Here is a 19,333-nt window from a genome sequence, read left to right as displayed (position 1 = left end):
GCGGTGAAAAACTACCGCAGACTGCTACCCCGTAATCTAAGACGCGAGACTTCACTATGACATTTTAGGAATATTAGCTGTCAGTTGCTTCAGAACATATTGAAGAATACCCCCCGAGTTAAAATACTCCAGTTCCTTAGGGTTATCTATACGAGCAGTAACAGGTATGGTGAGTTCAGCACCTTGCGCTGTTACTACGATAATATTGAGCTCCAATAACGGCTTTATAGGTTCATGGGGGGCAATAAAAACAGTCTCATTACCCTCTAAAGTCAGTGAATTTAATTCATCTGGTCGCATCAGTTGAAGAGGCAGTATGCCCATACCGACTAAATTACTACGATGAATTCGCTCAAACGATTCCGCGATGACCGCTTTCACATTCAATAACAAACAACCTTTTGCCGCCCAGTCACGACTAGAGCCTGAACCATAGTCTTTGCCTGCAAATATTACCAACGGAACGTTAAGTTCGATTGACCTCCTGCTGGCGTCGTAAATAGGAATGATGGGAGGCGCTTTCTCAGTGGTTGACATGTTACAGTCATCCAGTTTGGTATCGCCGTAACATCGCGTGACACCGCCTATCGTCGGGGAGGCGATTTTGTTTTCCAAACGTACATTTGAAAAAGTCCCACGAACCATGATGTGATGATTTCCTCGGCGTGAACCATAGCTATTAAACTCTTCGGGTGTGATGTTTTTTGAAAGTAGATATTGACCCGCCGGACTATGTTCTGAAATGCGGCCTGCTGGTGAAATATGGTCGGTTGTAATTGAATCCCCCAAAATGGCTAATACACGCGCTGATTCAACAGGAAAAGTCGGCGGTGGTATTTCCAAAAAAGGAGGGCGTTGTATGTAAGTAGAGCCTTCGTCCCAAGGGTAGCAGGGGCTATCTTTCATTGACAATTGTTCCCACTCTTCATCACCTTCAGTAATGTCGCTGTAGCTCAATCTAAAGTGGCTCTCATGGACTTGATTTAGCATTTCATCCAGCATGGCTTGGCTTGGCCACAGATCTTTTAGATAGACGGGCTCGTTGTTACTATTGAGCGCAATTGGGTCTTTTTCTAAGTCAATACAGGTCGTACCCGCTAACGCAAATGCGACGACTAAAGGTGGCGAGGCAAGCCAGTTTAGGCTAACAGAGGGGTGTACTCTACCTTCAAAGTTGCGATTACCTGATAATACCGACGATACATTCAGGCTGTTTTCCGAGATCTCAGTTTCAAGATTGTTTTTTAATGGGCCAGAGTTACCAATGCATGTTGTGCAACCGTATCCAACTCGATGAAATCCCAATAGGTCGAGGTAGTCTTGCAAACCCGTATCATTGAGATATCGAGCGACAGCTAATGAACCGGGGGCGAGAGAAGTTTTGACGTAGCTAGGAACGGTTAACCCTTTTTTAACTGCTGCCTTAGCCACCAAACCCGCAGTCAGCATAACAGCGGGGTTTGACGTGTTAGTGCACGAGGTGATAGCTGCAATGACGACATCACCATGATGTAAGGGTCTGGATGAGCCTGGCTGGTTTGAGTTTACGGCACCTTCAATAGCACATTGGTCAAGAGTCGCTTGCTTAATGGCGCTGATATTAAGTCTGTCTTGAGGTCGTTTGGGCCCTGCTATTGAGGTACCGATGGCAGATAAATCGACTACAACATTTTCGTCATACTCTGGTGAAGGGCAGTTTGTATCCCACCATAGCTCTTGCTCTAGAGCGTACGCCCGCACTCTATCAATCAGTGAAGAAGGGCGGTTTGTTAGGGTTAAATAGGCGATAGTATTTTCATCAATTGGGAAAAATCCGCAAGTGGCTCCATACTCTGGTGCCATATTGGCAAGCGTTGCTCGGTCTGCCACCGATAGAGTGGCTAAGCCGTCACCATAGTACTCAACGAACTTACCGACCACGCCATGAGACCTTAACCTTTCTGTGATCGTCAAAACCAAATCGGTCGCAGTCACACCGGGACGCAATTGCCCATCAAGACGTACTCCGACAACTCGTGGGATAGCGATATTTAGTGGCTGACCAAGCATTGCAGCTTCGGCTTCTATGCCTCCCACTCCCCAACCCAACACGCCTAACCCGTTTATCATAGTGGTGTGGCTATCGGTTCCTATTACCGTGTCTGGTGTTAACACTCTTTTTTCGTCTTCGCGCACAACTTGAGATAGATATTCCAGATTAACTTGATGGCATATCCCCTTACCGGGAGGGATCACTGTCAAGTTACGGAAGTTGTTTTGTGCCCACTTTAGAAATGTATAACGCTCTCTATTTCGTGCCATTTCATGTGCACGATTTGTTTGTATCGAAGATTCTGAACCTGATTGATAAACAATTAACGAATGGTCAATGACAAGATCAACCGGACATTTAGGTGTTACATAACTCGGATCTCCGCCTTCTTGAGCTACTGCATCTCTTATTGCGGCTAAATCGACTAAAGCAGGTATCCCAGTATAGTCCTGCATCAGTACTCTACTAGGATAGAAGCTCAATTCTGATGAATGACCGTTGTTCTCTGAGTCGAGAGCCTTATTTTTAAAGAGCAATGCTTCAATAATTCGAGATGACTCTTTTAAATCAGAGGTTTGTCGCATTACATTTTCAATAAGCAGACGTTTAGTTACGGGAATTTTGGACAGGTTTACTTGATAATCTTGGGCAAGTTTTTTTAATGACCAGTATCTATATTCTGTACCTTTTAAATTCAGTGACCTTAGATATGTTTGGCGCCATGTTTTCTCGTTAGTGGGTATCATGATTTGTCTCCTTTCAATGATGGTTGACCTTTATAAAAGGCACCTCCTTGTCATAGACTGTTTTCTGGGACATTTTTATATTTCCCATATCCAAATAGCTTTGATCAGCTGAAAATCTATAACCTGAAAGGATCAGAGTTGAATTTCGAAAAGAAGGAAGAAGTTGGAATGGACTTTTACCATCAAACAATAACTAGACAAAAAATGAAGGCAAAGCTTTTGATTGTTATGCCTTCAGCCGTATCTAGATGAGAGCCACGTTTGTTGCGTGCGGTCCTTTCTCACCTGGTTCAACTTCAAAACTTACTTTTTGTCCTTCCAAAAGGGTCTTAAACCCATCAGACGAAATCGAACGGAAATGGACAAAAATATCCTTGCCATCACTATCTTTGGTGATAAATCCAAAGCCTTTATTCTCGTTAAACCATTTTACTGATCCAGTTTCTCTGTCAGACATATATACCTCGACTAATCCTATAGGTTAAGGCTCTGATAACTCGAGCCATTTCATAGTCACTCAAGAGGGCTGTCGCAGAAGTTAAACGAAAAATTTCGAAAATAACTGTGAAAGGAAACTTGTTTTATAATGAAAAAATAACTCAAATTCGCGGAGCTACTTTAAGTATAAGCCTTAAATTGAAAATAGTTAGTTTAGTCTTCGGTCATATTTTAATTTGGTTGTAAGGTTATGATTTTAAAAATATCAGTAAGTTTCTAATGCGTTAGCTAACAAAAAATGACTTTATGCCGACTGAGAGCAAATAGCCGAAGTTGCAACAAGCTGGTATTTGCGACACTTACAATAATTAACAATTTGCTAATTTAACTAGTGCTGTTACTCACTTTTGTCTATTTTATGCTGACTTGTGTAGTATCATTGTTTCTTTCATAGCCAATGTGGATGCGGTACGAAATGCAGTTAACCATCAAAATAGGATTATATGTGGGCAAGTTACCTAAACCGACACAAAAGCAGAAACAACTTGGTCTTAATCCGAAAGGAAAAAGGATTAAGCGGATACCAGAAGAGTTGAAGAGAAAGGATGTCCACAAACGAATAGAATATATTGAGGAACAAAAGACGTGGGATAAGGAATGGGGATTGTGAGTTCAAGAAACCTCTCTGAACTTATCAATACGACACTCCTCATGCATTCTGAAAAACTGAGTAACTTGGAAAGAGACATGCTTGCTGGTTTACTCGATCAACTCTATTGTGAACAGGCTTTGACAGACAAACAAATTAAACTGTGTCAAAGGCTAATACGAAAAACTAATCAAGCCTGTGTATTTATTGATGACACTCCAAACGAACCGTGATTGCTAGGCAATATCACTGTTCGATGCTATCAACCCAGCCTTGCTCAGGCGTCAATCGAGTCAGCACTTGATCCATTAAATCTTTGATTTCAATTTGGTCAGTACCCTCTGGCGCATGATGCTCTGCTGAGCGCTTAGCGTTGGTTAGGTTTTTCATGAAGATAGCTTCGCTATCCATCACAGCGTGTCTCACGTTGAAGTAAGTGACCTGGTAGGTCGGCATAGTATTATTCCTTCTGTGGGGGCGTGAAGATGTGATGCTTTCAATATAGCACTTTTTCATGCTATAGCGTTCTAACTGACTTAGCCTTCTTGATTAAAATTGACTAGTCAACTCACTGATTATCAAGAAATATGAACGCAAAGCCTACTTCTCATCCTTACAATATGATGATGCGGGTTCGGCTCTCGCTGTACGCTCCAAATCCACAAACCAACGCGCACTATGACTGACATTTGTCATCGCCCACCATTGTTTAAGCAACTTAACGCCGCTCTTGCTATGATGTCCCTCCCAGACATGTCGTGGGTGCTAATGATACTTAGAGATTATCTATTGAAGAGCACGGTCTTTCTATGGGCAAATATTGAGCATGCCTTGAGGGGGGGGGGAATAAACAAAATACATGGTGCAACACCTATACTTTTCCTAATACCTAATAGTCTAAATTGCCTAACCAACTTTTGTCCAAAAACGAGTTACAGATGCACTTTCGTTTGTGTGATCACCAAGCGATTCTGTCGTGTCTTCACCGTTTTACGCTGCTTTTTCGAAGTAGAACTGACTACGGTTCTGATCAAACTATCTTAAATGAGGTAGCAGCAGCCTTAGTGTACTAATTACTGTAGGTAGACTGATTTGAAAAAACTCTCATTTAGTACGTATATCGCGGTTTAAAATATTCACTCTATCTAACTAGCTGGGTGCTAACTATTAAACCAGAAAAGCTGAGTGGACTCAGCTTTTCTGGTTCGCATTTTATAGAGAGTACTTAATTTATTTGCTCAGTCTTTTTTGACGTGTTTGGTCGCTTGAAAGAATAGATTGCATACCCAACAACACTACCAGCAACGATCACAGAGCAAACTCGGATAAAGTTAATCAGCACCGGAGCGTTGTCGATAAATTCATTGATTCCCCAAAGCAGAACCAGTGAGAAAACAAACATGACCAGTAATCCGTAGCAAGGCGCGTCAATTTTACCCGGTACCACATACCAACCATCTTCTTTAATTGGTTTGTTTAGACGAGCATATTCAGCTTGTTGCCCTTTGATTGTGTATAGGTGCATTTCGCGTTGTTTACCCGTTAATACTAGGCTTGCAACATACGCGACTACTGCGTTTACGATAACCCCGATCACGCAGTACCAAGGCCATGAAACGTCAGTGGCAACAGCAACATACCAAATTGCCAGGAAGCTAGCAGCAACACCAATCAGAAGGCCTTTTTCAGTAATATGTTTAGAGTAGAAGCCAAGAACAAACATACAAAAGCTTGCACCAACAAAGTAAGAACCCGCTTTACTTAGCACCTCTAAAACTGAACCAGTGCTGGTAGCAAACATGAATGCCGGAATGATGATTAAGATTGCCCACATAACGGTGAAGAAGCGCGATGCTTTCAGGTAATGTTCTTCGGACTCATTCGGCTTAAAGAAGCGTTTATAAAAATCTGCTACCGAAACGGTTGCCATTGAATTAAATGCAGAGTCGAGGCTCGACATACTCGCAGCAAGAATAGCCGCTGCAATAATCCCCATTAGCCCTGGCATACCATATTCACTGGCATAATGCAGAATGATGGTATTGCCGTTTTCAAATTCTTTACCATCGTAATAAGCGTTAAACAGCACGCCGAGTAGAATAAATACAAAGTAGATAAAGAAAGCGACATAACCCATCATTAACATGGATTTCTTCGCGTCTCCCATGCTTTTCGCTGCCATACAGCGTTGCACCATCATTTGGTTGCCGCCATACACCGTAGTATGGAACATCGTCATCGCAATAACACCAGCCCAAACAGTCGTTACTTGGCTTAAATCAAAGCTCGTTTGAAGTGCATCAGTCATGCCTTTTGATTTGAGTTCAGCCATTACTTCTGTCATTGGCTGAGGCATGCCGTTCCATACTGCTTCAATGATAATGAACGCCCCAACGAATAAGATCACGGCTTGAATAACATCCGTCCAGATAACGGCCGCAATCCCGCCCATTACCGTATAAATTAGAGCGATTGCTGTGACAATCATGATGCAATACATTACATCTATACCAGTAATGAACTCTAATATTAGCGCTGTGGCATACAATACCGCAGCCGAACTTACAGCCTGTTTAATCAAGAAGATAAACGACAAAGTAATACGAGAGGCTTTGCCGAAGCGTCGCTCCTGATACTCGTAAATCGAGGTTAAGCCGCTGTTATAGAAAAATGGCATAAACACTGCGACGATCAAGAAGATAACCAGCGGATAGTTTAGATGTATTGCAATAACGGAAAGACCTTCTTTGTACGACCAAGCCGGTCCACCTAAGAAAGACATAGCGCTAACATAAGTACAGACAACGGAAATACCGATTGCCCACCAAGGGATGCTTTTATCGCCTAGGGCAAATTGATTAGCGGAGGTGACTCGTTTACCGATTAATGCCCCCATGACAAGCGTTAGGACAATATAAGTTCCTAAAATTGTCCAGTTTAATGCTCCAAACTCATACATAGTTAAGTCCTTTTAATTGTTCCTTCATCTGACCAAATAGATCGTAGCCGAGCTGTAGTAAAATATGCGCGATGTCGATAGCTACCCAATTCTCTTTGAGTAATTCGCCTTCGCGTCGCCAGATATCGATTACGCGAAGTTCAATGTGCTTACCTGTGGGTGTAAGCCCCAACCAGCCACTATCTCCAGAATGGGTTCCATGCATATGTGGCCAACCACCAGTGGATACGTAGTCATTTTTGGCTAAAATATTTAGCTTGCTGTCTACAATCCTGTCTGGGAAAGCAAAGACAAATGGCCCTTGGTGGTGGTCACGAAATCCTTGGATACCTCGCGTGGTGCCAATTCCTGCGGGACCATACCACATGAAGTCAGGGTGCCAGTAATTTTCTAAGTCCATCGAACTCAAATTTTTTCCATCAAAACCGCCCAAGCAATCCAGCATATCGAGTACCAGCTGTTGGCTTTTATTGCTTTCTTCCTCTGAAGCTTGTGCGAGAAGTAATCCGTCTTGAGTAGCTGGCGCTGGAACCAATCCATCATGCCCAAGGCTTTTTCTTAACGGGTTAACACCCACCTGGTTCATTACGTCAATAAAATCCGGAATCATATAGGATTCGGTGATTTGATTATCTTCTACGCACACCATTTCAGTGTAACGTAGATAAAGCGTCTTCCCTGTCGATGGGATGCCAAACAGTGGTTTTGAAAACGTACCAACAAAGTATCCGGTTGAGTTAATCCAAGAACGGCCTTGATATTTGCCATGTATAATGATCGCTGGACGACGCTCTACGTCAGGCATTGACGCTAAAAGTGGTTCGAGAAATGCTTGTTTCGTTGCTTCTATACCAGCGACATCATTAATCGGGTGGGCGACGCACCACTTCACTTTAGTATTTAGCATTTCATGCGCCACTCTAGTGCGCTGTTGTGAGTTAGCACTAAAGTAACGTTTATAGAAATCCTCTATTAAGTTCAGAGACATGCTGTTTCCTTCAAGTTTAACCAACTTGTAACAAAATCTGTTTCCAGATCGCGCTTTCATCAAGTAGGGTGAACTCTCTACGTAGCCCCCATGGGCCAAACTCTGCATGGCTGATACCCATGATGTAAACTTCTTTTCCAGTCGGTTTTCCAAACATGCCGTAACCTTCATGCTTACCTTGTAACGACCAGCGAATAGCCGCACGTGGTGACATCATCTCGTCATTGCGGCCTATACGGTGATGAATTTTAAATTCGGCATTAGGAAATGAAGAGCGTAGAGACATCCAGAACTGATCAATTTGATGGTGAGAAAGTGCCGTTTGACCGCCAGTATATTCGCCAACACACGCTCTGTCATACTCGGTTGGGATCACTGAGAATTCCGCGTTCATGATGCTGCGAAGAATATCTTCATAGCGGTAGCCGTGTTCATTGTCATTGCCAACACCATGGTAGGGGCCTTGAATGTCCACTTTAGGAGTGAAAGGGAATGGGCTTAGCTCGATTCCACCTTCTGCTTCAATTTGTTTACGAGCAAACTGTTCTGATGTCATACCCAACTGGTTTGCAATGGCTGCAACGTCGCGGATCATCCATTCATCGTTGATTTGATTATTGATAGCGTGACAATCTGCGATGATACGGAATTTAAGCTCTTTGTTGGTAGCCTTACCAAAAACGCCATCTCTAGCATGGGTTGCAGTCGAGATAATTCGGTGCGACGAGAGCATACCTTGCTCTGGAGTACCCGACCAAATTACGTCTTCACCTAGTAATGTGCGGTTAGGGAATTCAGCTAGTGTTCCCATCGTTGCGCTGATGACGTTTTTGTTCCCCTCTACAATGGAAAGTGGTGTACGGACAATAATGTCAGGGGCATAATAATGGTGTAGTGTATGCAGCCCTCTATCTTCCCAAATTTCTTTGGTAATACCTAAAATGTAATCGGGAAAGTCTTGCCACTTATCATCAAAGCCAACCATGGCCATAAATCACCTCCTGCGTAAAATGATGTTGTGTTGAATTGTTTTTGATTACGTATCCAAAATCGTGTTTTGTTGCGATTGTGTCAATGAATTGTTCTCGTTGTGTGCAAAGATCGTGGTGCGGATCAGGTTTTTAACAATTTTGCGATTAATAAACCTAGATAGGAAGTATATGGGAGCCGCTTAATTGTCAGGATGAATCGTCTATTGAAGGCAGCATCACTAGTTAAGGTTAACTTATGTTATGAAGGATATTTGCTCGGTAGAATCACCAAGAGCGTATAAAATGTAGTGAGTATCACCACCTCTTTGCATACGAATGCGTTTTGGTGCTTTGATGGATGGATCTGTTAGAATAATGAAAGCCATTAGCAAAGCGTTACCTAGTTGCTACCGTTACGGTATGAGATACATTTAGGACAAAGGATGTGGATAGCCACAGGCAGGTTTGAGCGTAACTATAGGGTTATGAAGGTAAATGCTACTTAAAGAGTAGGGTGGCTGAAACAGAAAATGCCCTATTTGATTAAGGGGCACTTTCGTCTTTGAGTTCGGATAGGACTACAATCTACAACGAAGTACTGCTGCGCTCAATCAAGGTGCCTTGCTCCAGAAGATATTCGCCTGTCGCGTCTTTATTGCCGTTGATACGATTCATCAGATCTTCTACTGCGCGTTGGACGATTTTATCCACGGGCTGAGCAATGGTAGTTAAGCTATAACTTGGCCATGCCGACATAGGAATATTATCGACACCAATTATTGCGTAATCTTGTGGGATTCTAGCTCCAGCCTGGCGCAGACCATCCATTACTCCCATAGCGAGGATATCGTTGGCACAAAAAATGGCTTCCGCTTTGGTGGAGTGACCTAAGATTAGTTTTGCTGCTTCTAAGCCTGCCTCAAAGCTGTATTTCGCTTGAATGAAGATTGGTGAAGCGGCACCTAGTGCTTGAAGCTGTGAAGAAAAACCTAGCCAACGCTCTTCACTAGTCATTGTACCGGCATCCCCACTAACATAGGCACATTGCTTTACGCCTTTGTCAAATAGGTATTGTGCAGCTTGAATGCCAGCCAGTCGGTTGTCGATGCCCGCACTATTGGCATTGGTACCTTCGGCATACCGGTTAATCAGGCTTAAATGAACGCCAAATTTTTCGCATTGAGCGAAGGCTCTCGAAGTGAGGCGGCTGGTGGCGATGATCAAACCATCGACCTGGTACTCGATTGCTCTGGATATAGCAAGATCCAAATCCCCTTTATCGATTGGGCAAAGTACGACTTGGCCGCCACGACGCTGAATCTCCATGGCTAGCGCTCGCGATTGCATGTCATACATTGGGTTGGGTTCACTATCCAGAGCAATAGCAATCAGCCCTGAGCGATTAGAAATCAAACTGCGAGCAATAGCGTTAGGTGTATAGCCAAGTTTAGCTGCTGCATCCATAACCATCTTGCGTTTCTTTTCACTGATGCTGGCTGTAGGACTAAACGCTCTTGATACTGTCGATTGAGAGACGCCAAGCATTTTTGCTACGTCAATCGAAGTGACTTTCGCTTTAATAGTGATACTCCTTAAAAATCGGTATGAGAACCTTATGCAAGAGGAGTTTATGGGCTAGACGATTTACGTGTCTAGCCCAGATCATTAATATGATTTAACTATCGGGGAAAACTTAAGAATTCATCACATTTCTTTCATGTTTGAAACCATCAATGATCATTTTATGCTCAGAACCTACGCAGAAAAAATTCACCCCTAACTCTTTCCAGTCCTTTATTTGCTCTGCTGTCGATAGAAACATCCCAACGGGTTTATTGGCGAGTTTTGCAGCTCGAATCACCTTGATACTCGCGTCACGGACTATGTCCTCGTTGACACTTTTCGCACCGTAGGCAACAGTAAGATCGACTTGACCTATAAACAGCGCGTCAATGCCGTCTACGGAGGCAATCTCTTCAACATTATCAACGCCTTGAGGGTCTTCTATTTGTGCGATGACGACCGTGTTAGCACGGCTGTCTTTTAAGTGCTGTGCCATTGGTTTAGTCGCGTACTTTGCCGCGCGGCTTGATCCTGCGTAGCCACGACCACCCTCACCATAATGGCAAATCCTGGCGAGTTGCTCGGCTTGTTCTGCAGTACAAACATGAGGGATCTGTACACCCGTGGCTCCACAATCTAACGCATTCAGAATGGTCGAAGGTGCGGTGTCTTGAACTCTGACAATACAAGCCAATTCATCTGCTCTTGCCGCCATGATGCAGGTATCTAACGACGATCTATCGAAAGGCGCATGTTCTGCATCCAACACGATAAATGATAAGTCTGCCAGAGCGAGTACCTCAATAATGTGCGGGTGAGGCGTTTTGACAAATGTACCTAATAGAATTTCTTTATTCAGAGATTGTTTGAAAGTAGTCATATATGGCTCCATTGCAAAGGTATGCAAAAGCTAACACGTCAAAATGTAAAATAAGAGTAAAACTGATGTGATCTAAAACTCATTTTTGATTAAAAAGTGAAATAAAAACGATGATATTTTTCGTTTATTTTTATTTTTATTCATTTTTTACAGTGCCTTAGGTGGTTATTCTCATTGTGTTGATATGACTTGTCAAATGTTAAAATAGTGTTTAGTCTGATTTTGCATTCGTATCCAAAAGCATGGGAAAACGAAGTAAGTATCAAACTATCTAGGAGAAGCACACATGGCACGCTTTATCAAAAACGGAATTACAGAAGAATTATCGGCATCGAATGATGCAAAAGTACGTCAAATCGTAGAGGATATTTTAGCGAGTATTGAATCGAAAGGTGATCAGGCTGTTCGCGAATTATCAGAAAAATTTGATAACTGGTCTCCAGATCAATTCCGTCTTACCGATGAACAAATCCAAGCTTGTGTCGATGCATTGGACGAATCAACTCGTCACGATATTGAATTTGCGCAAACACAAGTACGTAACTTCGCGCAAATCCAGCGTGACTCAATGAAAGATGTCGAAGTTGAAACCATGCCTGGTGTGATTCTGGGTCACAAAAATATTCCGGTTAACAGCGTTGGTTGTTACATTCCTGGCGGCAAGTACCCACTGGTGGCTTCTGCACATATGAGTGTTCTTACGGCGAAAGTGGCTGGGGTGAAGCGTGTTATTGCTTGTGCACCACCATTTAATGGTCAACCTAACGTTGCTATTGTGGCTGCAATGGCGCTAGCAGGAGCCGATGAAATCTACTGTTTTGGTGGTGTTCAAGCGGTTGGCGCAATGGCGCTAGGGACAGAAACCATTGCACCTGTCGATATGATTGTTGGTCCAGGTAACGCCTTTGTTGCTGAAGCAAAACGCCAGCTATTTGGTCGTGTCGGTATTGATTTGTTTGCAGGACCTACAGAGACACTGGTTATTGCAGACGAAAAAGGGTGTGATCCAGAACTTGCGGCAGCAGACTTGCTAGGTCAGGCAGAGCATGGCTACAACTCTCCAGCTGTGCTACTAACCAATAGTGAGCAGTTCGCGCATGAAACTATTAAAGAAGTAGAGCGTCAGCTTACGATTCTTCCGACTGCGGAGGTAGCAGGTAAAGCTTGGGCAGATTATGGTCAAGTGATTGTGTGTGACTCTTATGAAGAGATGGTCGAAGTGGCAGATGATATCGCTTCTGAGCATGTTCAGGTGATGACACAAGATCCTAACTACTTCCTAGAGAATATGACCAATTACGGTGCGCTATTCCTGGGGCGCGAAACCAACGTTTCATACGGTGATAAGTGTATCGGTACTAACCACACTCTACCGACTAAAAAAGCGGCGCGTTACACAGGTGGCTTATGGGTTGGTAAATTCATTAAAACCTGTACTTATCAGCGCGTTACAGAGGCTGCATCGTTGAAAGTAGGTGAGTATTGCTCACGTCTCTGTGCACTTGAAGGTTTTGCTGGCCACAAAGAGCAAGCGGACATTCGAGTACGTCGATACAAAGGTAAAGTAGAAGAGGCATAATATGACAAAACTCGCCTTAGTTACGGGCGGCAGTGGCGGTTTAGGGGCCGCCATCTGTAAAAAACTTGCAGAAAGTGGCTATCAAGTTGTGCTTACTTACAACAGCAATGCTGATGCCGCGGAGCAAGTGCTCAATCAACTGGAAGGGGGAGGCCATTATGCTTACCAACTTAATGTTGCGAACTCTCAAGCGATTAGTTCATTTGCCAATCAAATCAGCGAAATCAGTAACAAGCTTGATTTGTTGGTCAACTGCGCAGGTATGACAAAGTTCGTTGCTCACTCAGACCTAAACGGCTTGGATGACGCACTGTTTGATAAAATCTTCCAAGTGAATGTTCGAGCGCCTTTCGCTATGGTCCGAGCGTTTGAAAAACCGCTGCGCCTAGCCAAAGGCTGCGTTGTGAATATTACTTCTATTGCAGCGCAAACCGCAATGGGCAGTAATGTTGCCTACTGCGCTAGTAAGTCGGCCGCAGAGAACATGACCCGCTCGCTTGCTCGTGCATTGTCACCAGATATTCGTGTTTTGGCGGTCGCTCCTGGGCTGGTAGATACTGAGTTTGTGAAAGGTTTGGATGATGATTGGCGTAACCAACAAGAACAATCAACACCACTTAAACGTTTAGCCAATGATGAAGAAGTCGCCAATGCGGTTTACGCTGCTGCCGATGTACTTACCTTTTCAACTGGCAATACCATTGCAGTCGATGGTGGACGCCCACTGAGCTTATAAAAAGCTAGGAGAGCCTTTGGCTAGGCAGTTTAGAAAGATTTAAAGGACAAATACGATGTCTCTACAACAAAGAGTAAATGAAAACCTAGTTCGTTATATGGAGCTGATCCCAGGAACAAGTGCGTTTATTGATGCCCGAACTCCGGGAAGCGATCTGAAAGATAACTTCTGTATTATTGGTGCCGGTGTGGCTGAAAGTAGCCGCCAGCACGTACACATCCGTGAAACCGCAGGTTTTAACATCGGTGCGGCGGGTCAACCTCCGGGTATTAAAAATTCACTGCATTCTCATCGTACAGCTGAATTGTTTATCGTTTTTAGAGGTCAGTTCCGCTTTTACTGGGGCAACGATGGTGAGCACGAAGCAGTGCTTTCTCATGGTGATGTCATTTCTATTCCAACCAATTTATTCCGAGGTTTTGAAGTCGTCGGACGTGATTACGGTTTTATGTTCTCGGTATTAGGTGGTGATGATTCGGGCGGCGGCGTAATTTGGCACCCGAATGTTATCAAGGACAGTCAAGGTTACGGTTTATATCTTAAAGCCGATGGCACACTAGTAGATACGATTGATGGTGATGCTGTTCCAGAAGATTCCGAGTTAATGCCACTGCTAACTAACGAAGAGTTGGCGACATTTGATACTTACACGGCTGAAGAAATGATGCCGTTCGTCGCGCTGCGTAAAGACTATCGTGAGATCACAAGCGAATTTGGTTCTAAAAATGTTAAGCAATACGCTTTGACAGGACACCCGTTAGCAGATTACGACTTCCAAGTGAAAAGTGAAGATAAAGTGAGCATCATGGCTTATGAATTGTGTGAGGGTGGCTCAATTCCTCAGCATCACCGTGAAGAAAAGCAAGTGTTGATCAATTTTGATGGCGACACCGAAGTTGAGCTCACTCATGAAAGTGAGCAAGCGAGAGTGGTTTTAACACGAGGTGATGTGCTGAATGTACCAAAAGGAACATCTTACTCACTGAAAAACCTGCGTGGGAACAGTTTGACATACAGTATCCTCGGTTCGGATCAGCCTAAGAAGTTATAAGGGGTGTAACATGACGCAAGCTTTACCATTAATCTGGCTACCTGGGTTGTTGTGTGATGATGCGCTGTTTGAAGAGGTAAATAAGGAGCTGCCCGATTGGGTAGCTCCTTCTACTATTGAACTAGCGCCACTACCTACCATGTCAGAATTAGCCCAGGATATGTTGCAAAAAGCGCCGAGTGAGTTTGTGTTGGGTGGACTATCAATGGGAGGAATACTCGCTTTCGAAGTTTACCGGCAAGCGCCAGAGCGAGTGAAAGGTTTGATTTTGATGGACACAAATGCGGCAGATGAAAAACAAGCGGTAACGGATAAGCGAGATGCTTTGGTTAAACGTGCTGTTGAAGGAGAGTTTGACCAAATTACCCCAGAAGTATTAATGCCAGTTTTGATACATCCAACTCGTCTCGCACAACAGGAGTTAACGGAACGAATTGAACGGATGGCTCTCAAAGTTGGTATTGAGGCATTTAAGGCGCACGCTAATGCATTAGCAACTCGTCCAGACTCTAGACCACTGTTGTCGGATATTACTGTGCCAACTTTGGTGATCACGGGCAAGCAAGACTTACTGTGCCCCATAGAAAATCATCTGCTTATGGCGGAGCATATTCCAGACGTGACACTCCATGTCATACCAGAGTGTGGTCATCTATCTTCCATGGAGCATCCAAAGCGAGTTGGCGTTCATATATCAGACTGGCTTTCAGTCCATTACAATTGATGAATGAGCTCACAAAGGGCTCGCATTTAAGGATACTTCCTTCCAACGAAAGCGCTCAATAATCTCGAATTCTACTCGGTCTGTCGCTAGTAATCATTAGTTCAGCTTGAACGCGTAGACGTAAAATCAAAGCTATATTGATGTAGTCTAAAAAAGTTGACGGTATACTCAAAGGGTCTTCCACAACTTAAATAGCCTGTGGACTCAACTTGTAAAATTGCCGATTCAGCTTTTTCATTGAGCTGCTTTGCGAGAGTTTCATCTAAAATATAGGGTTTAACCGATTGTCGACTTTTGGTGATCGTTAGACCCTTTTCTTTTTCTATATACTCATACTTCGACCCACTCATAATTGCGACACTTAAATCTGGAAATAGATCCGCTGGCATATGAGTTATTTCGTAGATTTCGGGCTCATCGTTGATACAACGTAATCTATGTATCTCATATGTATCATCACGTAAATCGACTCCGAGCTTTTCTGCAATACGTGGTGAGGGCTTTTTAAGTTCAAACTTGACCACTTGTGAGCTGGGAGATTTACCTTGACGGCTTACTTCCTCAATAAATCCTAATAGATGCAAGGCATCATGCTGAGCTTTTGGATCATTGATATAGGTGCCACTGCCTCGTGAACGTGATATCAGTCCATTATCAACCAGTATTTTGAGGCTTTTTCTAATCGTTACTCTACTGACAGAAAACTGCTCCTGTAAAACACTCTCTTTGGGCAGCATGGATTTTGGCTCGAGTACACCTTCTTTGATCTGCTGCTCTAAATACTCGGCAATCTCAATATACTTTGGTTTCATAATCCCTCTCAGGTTGACCTATTCATGATAACAAAATTATGTGATCTGAAGAGGTATTTAGATCTTTAGTAAGACTAATTTTGTGATTCAAGATCTCTTTGTACACTTTTTGAGTTTAAAAGTATCTTAAAAGTATTAATACTTAACTCAGACCTATTAACTGAAGCATTGCATAAGAGGGGCATTTAATGAAACGCCAAAATCTTACTATCGTTGGTGCGGGTAGCACCTATACACTCGGTATGATGAACAGCTTAATTGCTGAAAAAGAAAACTTTCCACTTAAGAAAGTAGTGTTCTATGACATTGATGAAGAGCGCCAGCAGTCTAATGCTTTAGCGACAGAAATTTTACTTCGTGAGCATTACCCTGAGGTGGAAGAGTTCGTTTACACCACTGAAAAGTCAGTAGCGTTTGCAGATTCAGATTTTTTCTTTATCCAAATCCGTACCGGAGGCTTAGCCATGCGTGAGCGTGATGAGCAAATACCGCTGTCAAACTCATGTGTAGGCCAGGAAACGTGTGGTGCAGGTGGCATGGCTTACGGTCTGCGTTCTATCGGCGATATGATTAAGCTGGTCAATGATATTCGTCAATCTTGCCCTGATGCGTGGATTTTAAACTACACCAACCCTGCTGCTATCGTCGCAGAGGCGCTCAATCGTGAGTTCCCTAACGATAAAAAGATCCTCAATATTTGTGATATGCCAGCGGCGATCATGGTCAGTTATGCTCAACTTCTTGGCTGTGAAATTTGGGACTTTGTTCCAGAGTACTTCGGACTAAATCATTACGGTTGGTTTACAAAAATTCGCAACAAGCAAGGCGAAGATCTTACCGGGCGTATTAAGGAAATCATATTAGAGGAAGGGATCAGTGCCGTTGATGCAGAGATTGCAGATGATCCTTCATGGCAGGCGACCTTTAAGAATATGCAAGTCATGCTTGAGGATAACCCAGAGTACCTGCCAAATACTTATCTTCAGTATTACCTTTATCCTGAAAAAATGGTGGCTAAAGAAGACATCAATAATACGCGAGCAAGACAAGTTATCAACGGCCGAGAAAAACGCGTCTTTGACCTAAACAATCGCATCATTGAAGCAGGTACAACAAGGTATGAAACTTTACATGCTGATATTCATGGTAGGTATATGGTGCGCGTTGCTGCTTCACTGGCTTACAACTTGAGTGACGTGTACCTAGTTATTGTACCTAACAATGGTGCTATTTCTAACCTGCAAGATGATGCGATGGTGGAAGTACCTGCCGCATTGACTTGCGATGGCCCAAAAGCGTTCTCTGTTGGGACGATTCCAACTTTCCAAAAAGCGATGATCGAAAGCCAATTGGGATACGAGAAGCTGGTGGTCGATGCGTGGTACGAAGGTAGTAAGCAAAAACTTATCAACGCACTAACGCTTAACCGTACGGTGATCAACGTCCCTAAAGCGAAAGCGATCACCGAACAACTATTAGAAGAAAATAAAGTTTATCTACCACAATTTTTTCAGTAACGAATGGATGACGGGAGCCTAATTGTAGGCTCTTGACTATAACAAGAGGTTGACATGAAAGACATTATCCAACGTTTTGGGGCAGCGATGTTTGTCCCCGTCTTACTCTTCCCTGCCGCGGGTATGCTACTTGGATTTTCGGTAGTACTACTAAACCAAGATGTTTTTCCTTGGGCACAAGAAGGCAGTACCTGGACGAAAATCTCCACGATCATTCTTCAGGCATCGCTAGCCGTATTCAAGAATATGGCGTTGATTTTTGCCGTAGGTCTTCCTATTGCACTGGCAAAGAAAGCTTCAGGACGTGCAGTTCTCGCAACGTTAGTATCCTATATTACCTTTAACTATGTCATCGGAGGCATTTTGCAGTTTTGGGGAACTGACTTAGGCGTGAATTACGTTGCAGGAGAGCGTGGACTAACAGAAGTTGGTGGTATCCTTACCCTAGATACCAATTTATTGGGGGCGATTCTCATCGCCAGTATTTCGGTTTGGGTTCACAATCGCTTTTTTGATAAAAAACTGGCTGATTGGGCTGCGGTATTTGGTGGAACGCCTTTGGTTGTTATCATCAGTTTCCCTTTAATGGTGGCAATGGCGGTTGTGACTTGCTTCACTTGGCCTAGTATCCAACATGGTATCAATAACTTACAGGCGTACTTGGTGGATGCGGGCTCGTTAGGTGTTTGGTTGTTTACATTCCTTGAGCGGATCATGATCCCGACAGGGTTACACCACTTTGTTTATGGTCCCGTGTTCTATGGTCCAGTCGCTGTGGATGGTGGCACAGTGGCGTATTGGATAGAAAATATGCAAACGTTTGCTCAAAACCCAGAAAGTTTAACCAGTCAGTTCCCACAAGGCGGCTTAATGCTAACGGGTATGGGTAAGGTATTTGGTTGTACTGGTATTGCGTTAGCTCTGTATTCTGTGGCCAAGAAGGAAAATAAGAAAATGGTGATGGGTTTGGTACTAGGTGCCGCGATTACAGCCATCTTGACAGGTATCACAGAGCCGATTGAATTTACGTTCTTGTTTATTGCACCTGCTCTTTTTGCTCTGCATGCAGTGTTGTCCGCAACAATGGCGACTATTGCTTTTATGCTTGGTGTTTCAGGTAACTTCCAAACTGGCTTGATAGATTTCGTTTTCCAAAACTGGCTACCTTTGGCAGGAAATCATGCCATGACTTATACACTTCAAATTTTGGTGGGTTTAACATTTACCGCAATTTATTTTGTCACTTTCCGTACGCTAATTTTGAAGTTTAATATTCTTACTCCTGGACGAGATGGCGCTGAAAATAAGCTTTACTCAAAAGCGGATTATAAAGACGCTAAGGAAGTAACGAATGAGTCAGAAGATAAATCTCAAGCGTCTGCGTTTGTTGAAGGGTTGGGAGGTAAGGACAACATTGATCTACTGACCAATTGTGCAACACGTTTACGTGTAAAAGTTAAAGATACTTCTTTGGTCAAAGATAATGCCTTCTTTACTCAGTATGGAGCGGTAAATGTTGTGCGCAATAAAGAGAGTTTCCAGATTATTGTAGGCCTGACGGTGCCACAAGTACGTGAAGATATGAGTCAACTTATAAAAGCATAACCCCCAATCATGTTCCTGAAAGTAGGCTCATTGGTGAGGCTCTTTACGCCTCACCAATTTTTTGTATTAAAAAGATAATTGAA

15 protein-coding genes are annotated in these 19,333 nt (G+C 43.3%); 6 read left to right on the top strand and 9 right to left on the bottom strand.

Translation table 11 applies throughout. From position 1 onward, the window contains the following. Positions 1–54: 54 nt before the first annotated feature. The 8 genes from acnA to VEJY3_RS22930 all read right to left on the bottom strand — a co-directional run bounded on the left by acnA (position 55) and on the right by VEJY3_RS22930 (position 11,226). Positions 55–2,778, bottom strand: a complete 2,724-nt coding sequence (gene acnA, locus VEJY3_RS22975; protein WP_014234825.1) for an aconitate hydratase AcnA — start codon at positions 2,776–2,778, stop codon at positions 55–57. A gap of 244 nt (positions 2,779–3,022) precedes the next feature. Next, a complete protein-coding gene (locus VEJY3_RS22970) occupies positions 3,023–3,235 on the bottom strand; it encodes a cold-shock protein (RefSeq protein ID WP_005378997.1) in 213 nt (70 codons plus the stop codon). Positions 3,236–4,111: 876 nt separating this feature from the next. Beyond that, the gene (locus tag VEJY3_RS22955; protein WP_014234823.1) at positions 4,112–4,321 is read right to left on the bottom strand and encodes a hypothetical protein; all 210 of its coding nucleotides are present in this window, start codon (positions 4,319–4,321) and stop codon (positions 4,112–4,114) included. Between the two features lie 769 nt (positions 4,322–5,090). Next, positions 5,091–6,824, bottom strand: coding sequence for a sodium/solute symporter (locus tag VEJY3_RS22950; RefSeq protein WP_014234822.1), 1,734 nt, complete (start codon positions 6,822–6,824; stop codon positions 5,091–5,093). Further along, the gene (locus tag VEJY3_RS22945; RefSeq protein WP_014234821.1) at positions 6,817–7,812 is read right to left on the bottom strand and encodes an ester cyclase; all 996 of its coding nucleotides are present in this window, start codon (positions 7,810–7,812) and stop codon (positions 6,817–6,819) included. Before VEJY3_RS22945 ends, VEJY3_RS22950 begins: the two co-directional genes overlap by 8 nt. A 16-nt stretch (positions 7,813–7,828) precedes the next feature. Further along, on the bottom strand, positions 7,829–8,803 hold the full coding sequence (locus VEJY3_RS22940; RefSeq protein ID WP_014234820.1) for a polyketide cyclase: 975 nt from the start codon (positions 8,801–8,803) through the stop codon (positions 7,829–7,831). Positions 8,804–9,368: 565 nt separating this feature from the next. After that, the gene (locus VEJY3_RS22935; RefSeq protein ID WP_041170436.1) at positions 9,369–10,328 is read right to left on the bottom strand and encodes a LacI family DNA-binding transcriptional regulator; all 960 of its coding nucleotides are present in this window, start codon (positions 10,326–10,328) and stop codon (positions 9,369–9,371) included. Between the two features lie 148 nt (positions 10,329–10,476). After that, complete coding sequence (locus tag VEJY3_RS22930; RefSeq protein ID WP_014234818.1) at positions 10,477–11,226, bottom strand: HpcH/HpaI aldolase/citrate lyase family protein; 750 nt, start codon at positions 11,224–11,226, stop codon at positions 10,477–10,479. A gap of 286 nt (positions 11,227–11,512) precedes the next feature. Between VEJY3_RS22930 and hisD the strand changes: the two genes are divergently transcribed. The 4 genes from hisD to VEJY3_RS22910 are packed head-to-tail and all read left to right on the top strand — an operon-like array spanning position 11,513 to position 15,316. After that, positions 11,513–12,805, top strand: coding sequence for a histidinol dehydrogenase (gene hisD / locus VEJY3_RS22925; RefSeq protein WP_014234817.1), 1,293 nt, complete (start codon positions 11,513–11,515; stop codon positions 12,803–12,805). A gap of 1 nt (position 12,806) precedes the next feature. Beyond that, positions 12,807–13,541 (top strand): SDR family NAD(P)-dependent oxidoreductase, encoded by a 735-nt coding sequence (locus tag VEJY3_RS22920; protein WP_014234816.1) that lies wholly within the window; start codon positions 12,807–12,809, stop codon positions 13,539–13,541. Between the two features lie 55 nt (positions 13,542–13,596). Further along, entirely contained in the window at positions 13,597–14,592 is a 996-nt protein-coding gene (locus tag VEJY3_RS22915; protein WP_014234815.1) for a cupin, read from the top strand. 10 nt (positions 14,593–14,602) lie between these two features. Then, entirely contained in the window at positions 14,603–15,316 is a 714-nt protein-coding gene (locus tag VEJY3_RS22910; RefSeq protein ID WP_014234814.1) for an alpha/beta fold hydrolase, read from the top strand. A 101-nt stretch (positions 15,317–15,417) separates the two neighbouring features. Here VEJY3_RS22910 and VEJY3_RS22905 read toward each other — a convergent pair whose 3' ends face one another. Beyond that, on the bottom strand, positions 15,418–16,128 hold the full coding sequence (locus VEJY3_RS22905) for a GntR family transcriptional regulator (protein ID WP_014234813.1): 711 nt from the start codon (positions 16,126–16,128) through the stop codon (positions 15,418–15,420). Positions 16,129–16,316: 188 nt separating this feature from the next. On the opposite strand from VEJY3_RS22905, the gene VEJY3_RS22900 reads away from it, so the two are divergent. Both VEJY3_RS22900 and VEJY3_RS22895 read left to right on the top strand, forming a co-directional pair. Next, positions 16,317–17,645, top strand: coding sequence for a 6-phospho-alpha-glucosidase (locus VEJY3_RS22900; RefSeq protein WP_014234812.1), 1,329 nt, complete (start codon positions 16,317–16,319; stop codon positions 17,643–17,645). 54 nt (positions 17,646–17,699) lie between these two features. Further along, a complete protein-coding gene (locus VEJY3_RS22895; protein ID WP_014234811.1) occupies positions 17,700–19,250 on the top strand; it encodes an alpha-glucoside-specific PTS transporter subunit IIBC in 1,551 nt (516 codons plus the stop codon). Positions 19,251–19,333 lie beyond the last annotated feature (83 nt).

The sequence above is a fragment of the Vibrio sp. EJY3 genome (genome assembly GCF_000241385.1).
Classification (GTDB): Bacteria; Pseudomonadota; Gammaproteobacteria; order Enterobacterales; family Vibrionaceae; genus Vibrio; species Vibrio natriegens.
The sequence above is the reverse complement of the archived record's forward strand: the minus strand, read 5'-3'. Positions and strand labels throughout refer to the sequence as shown.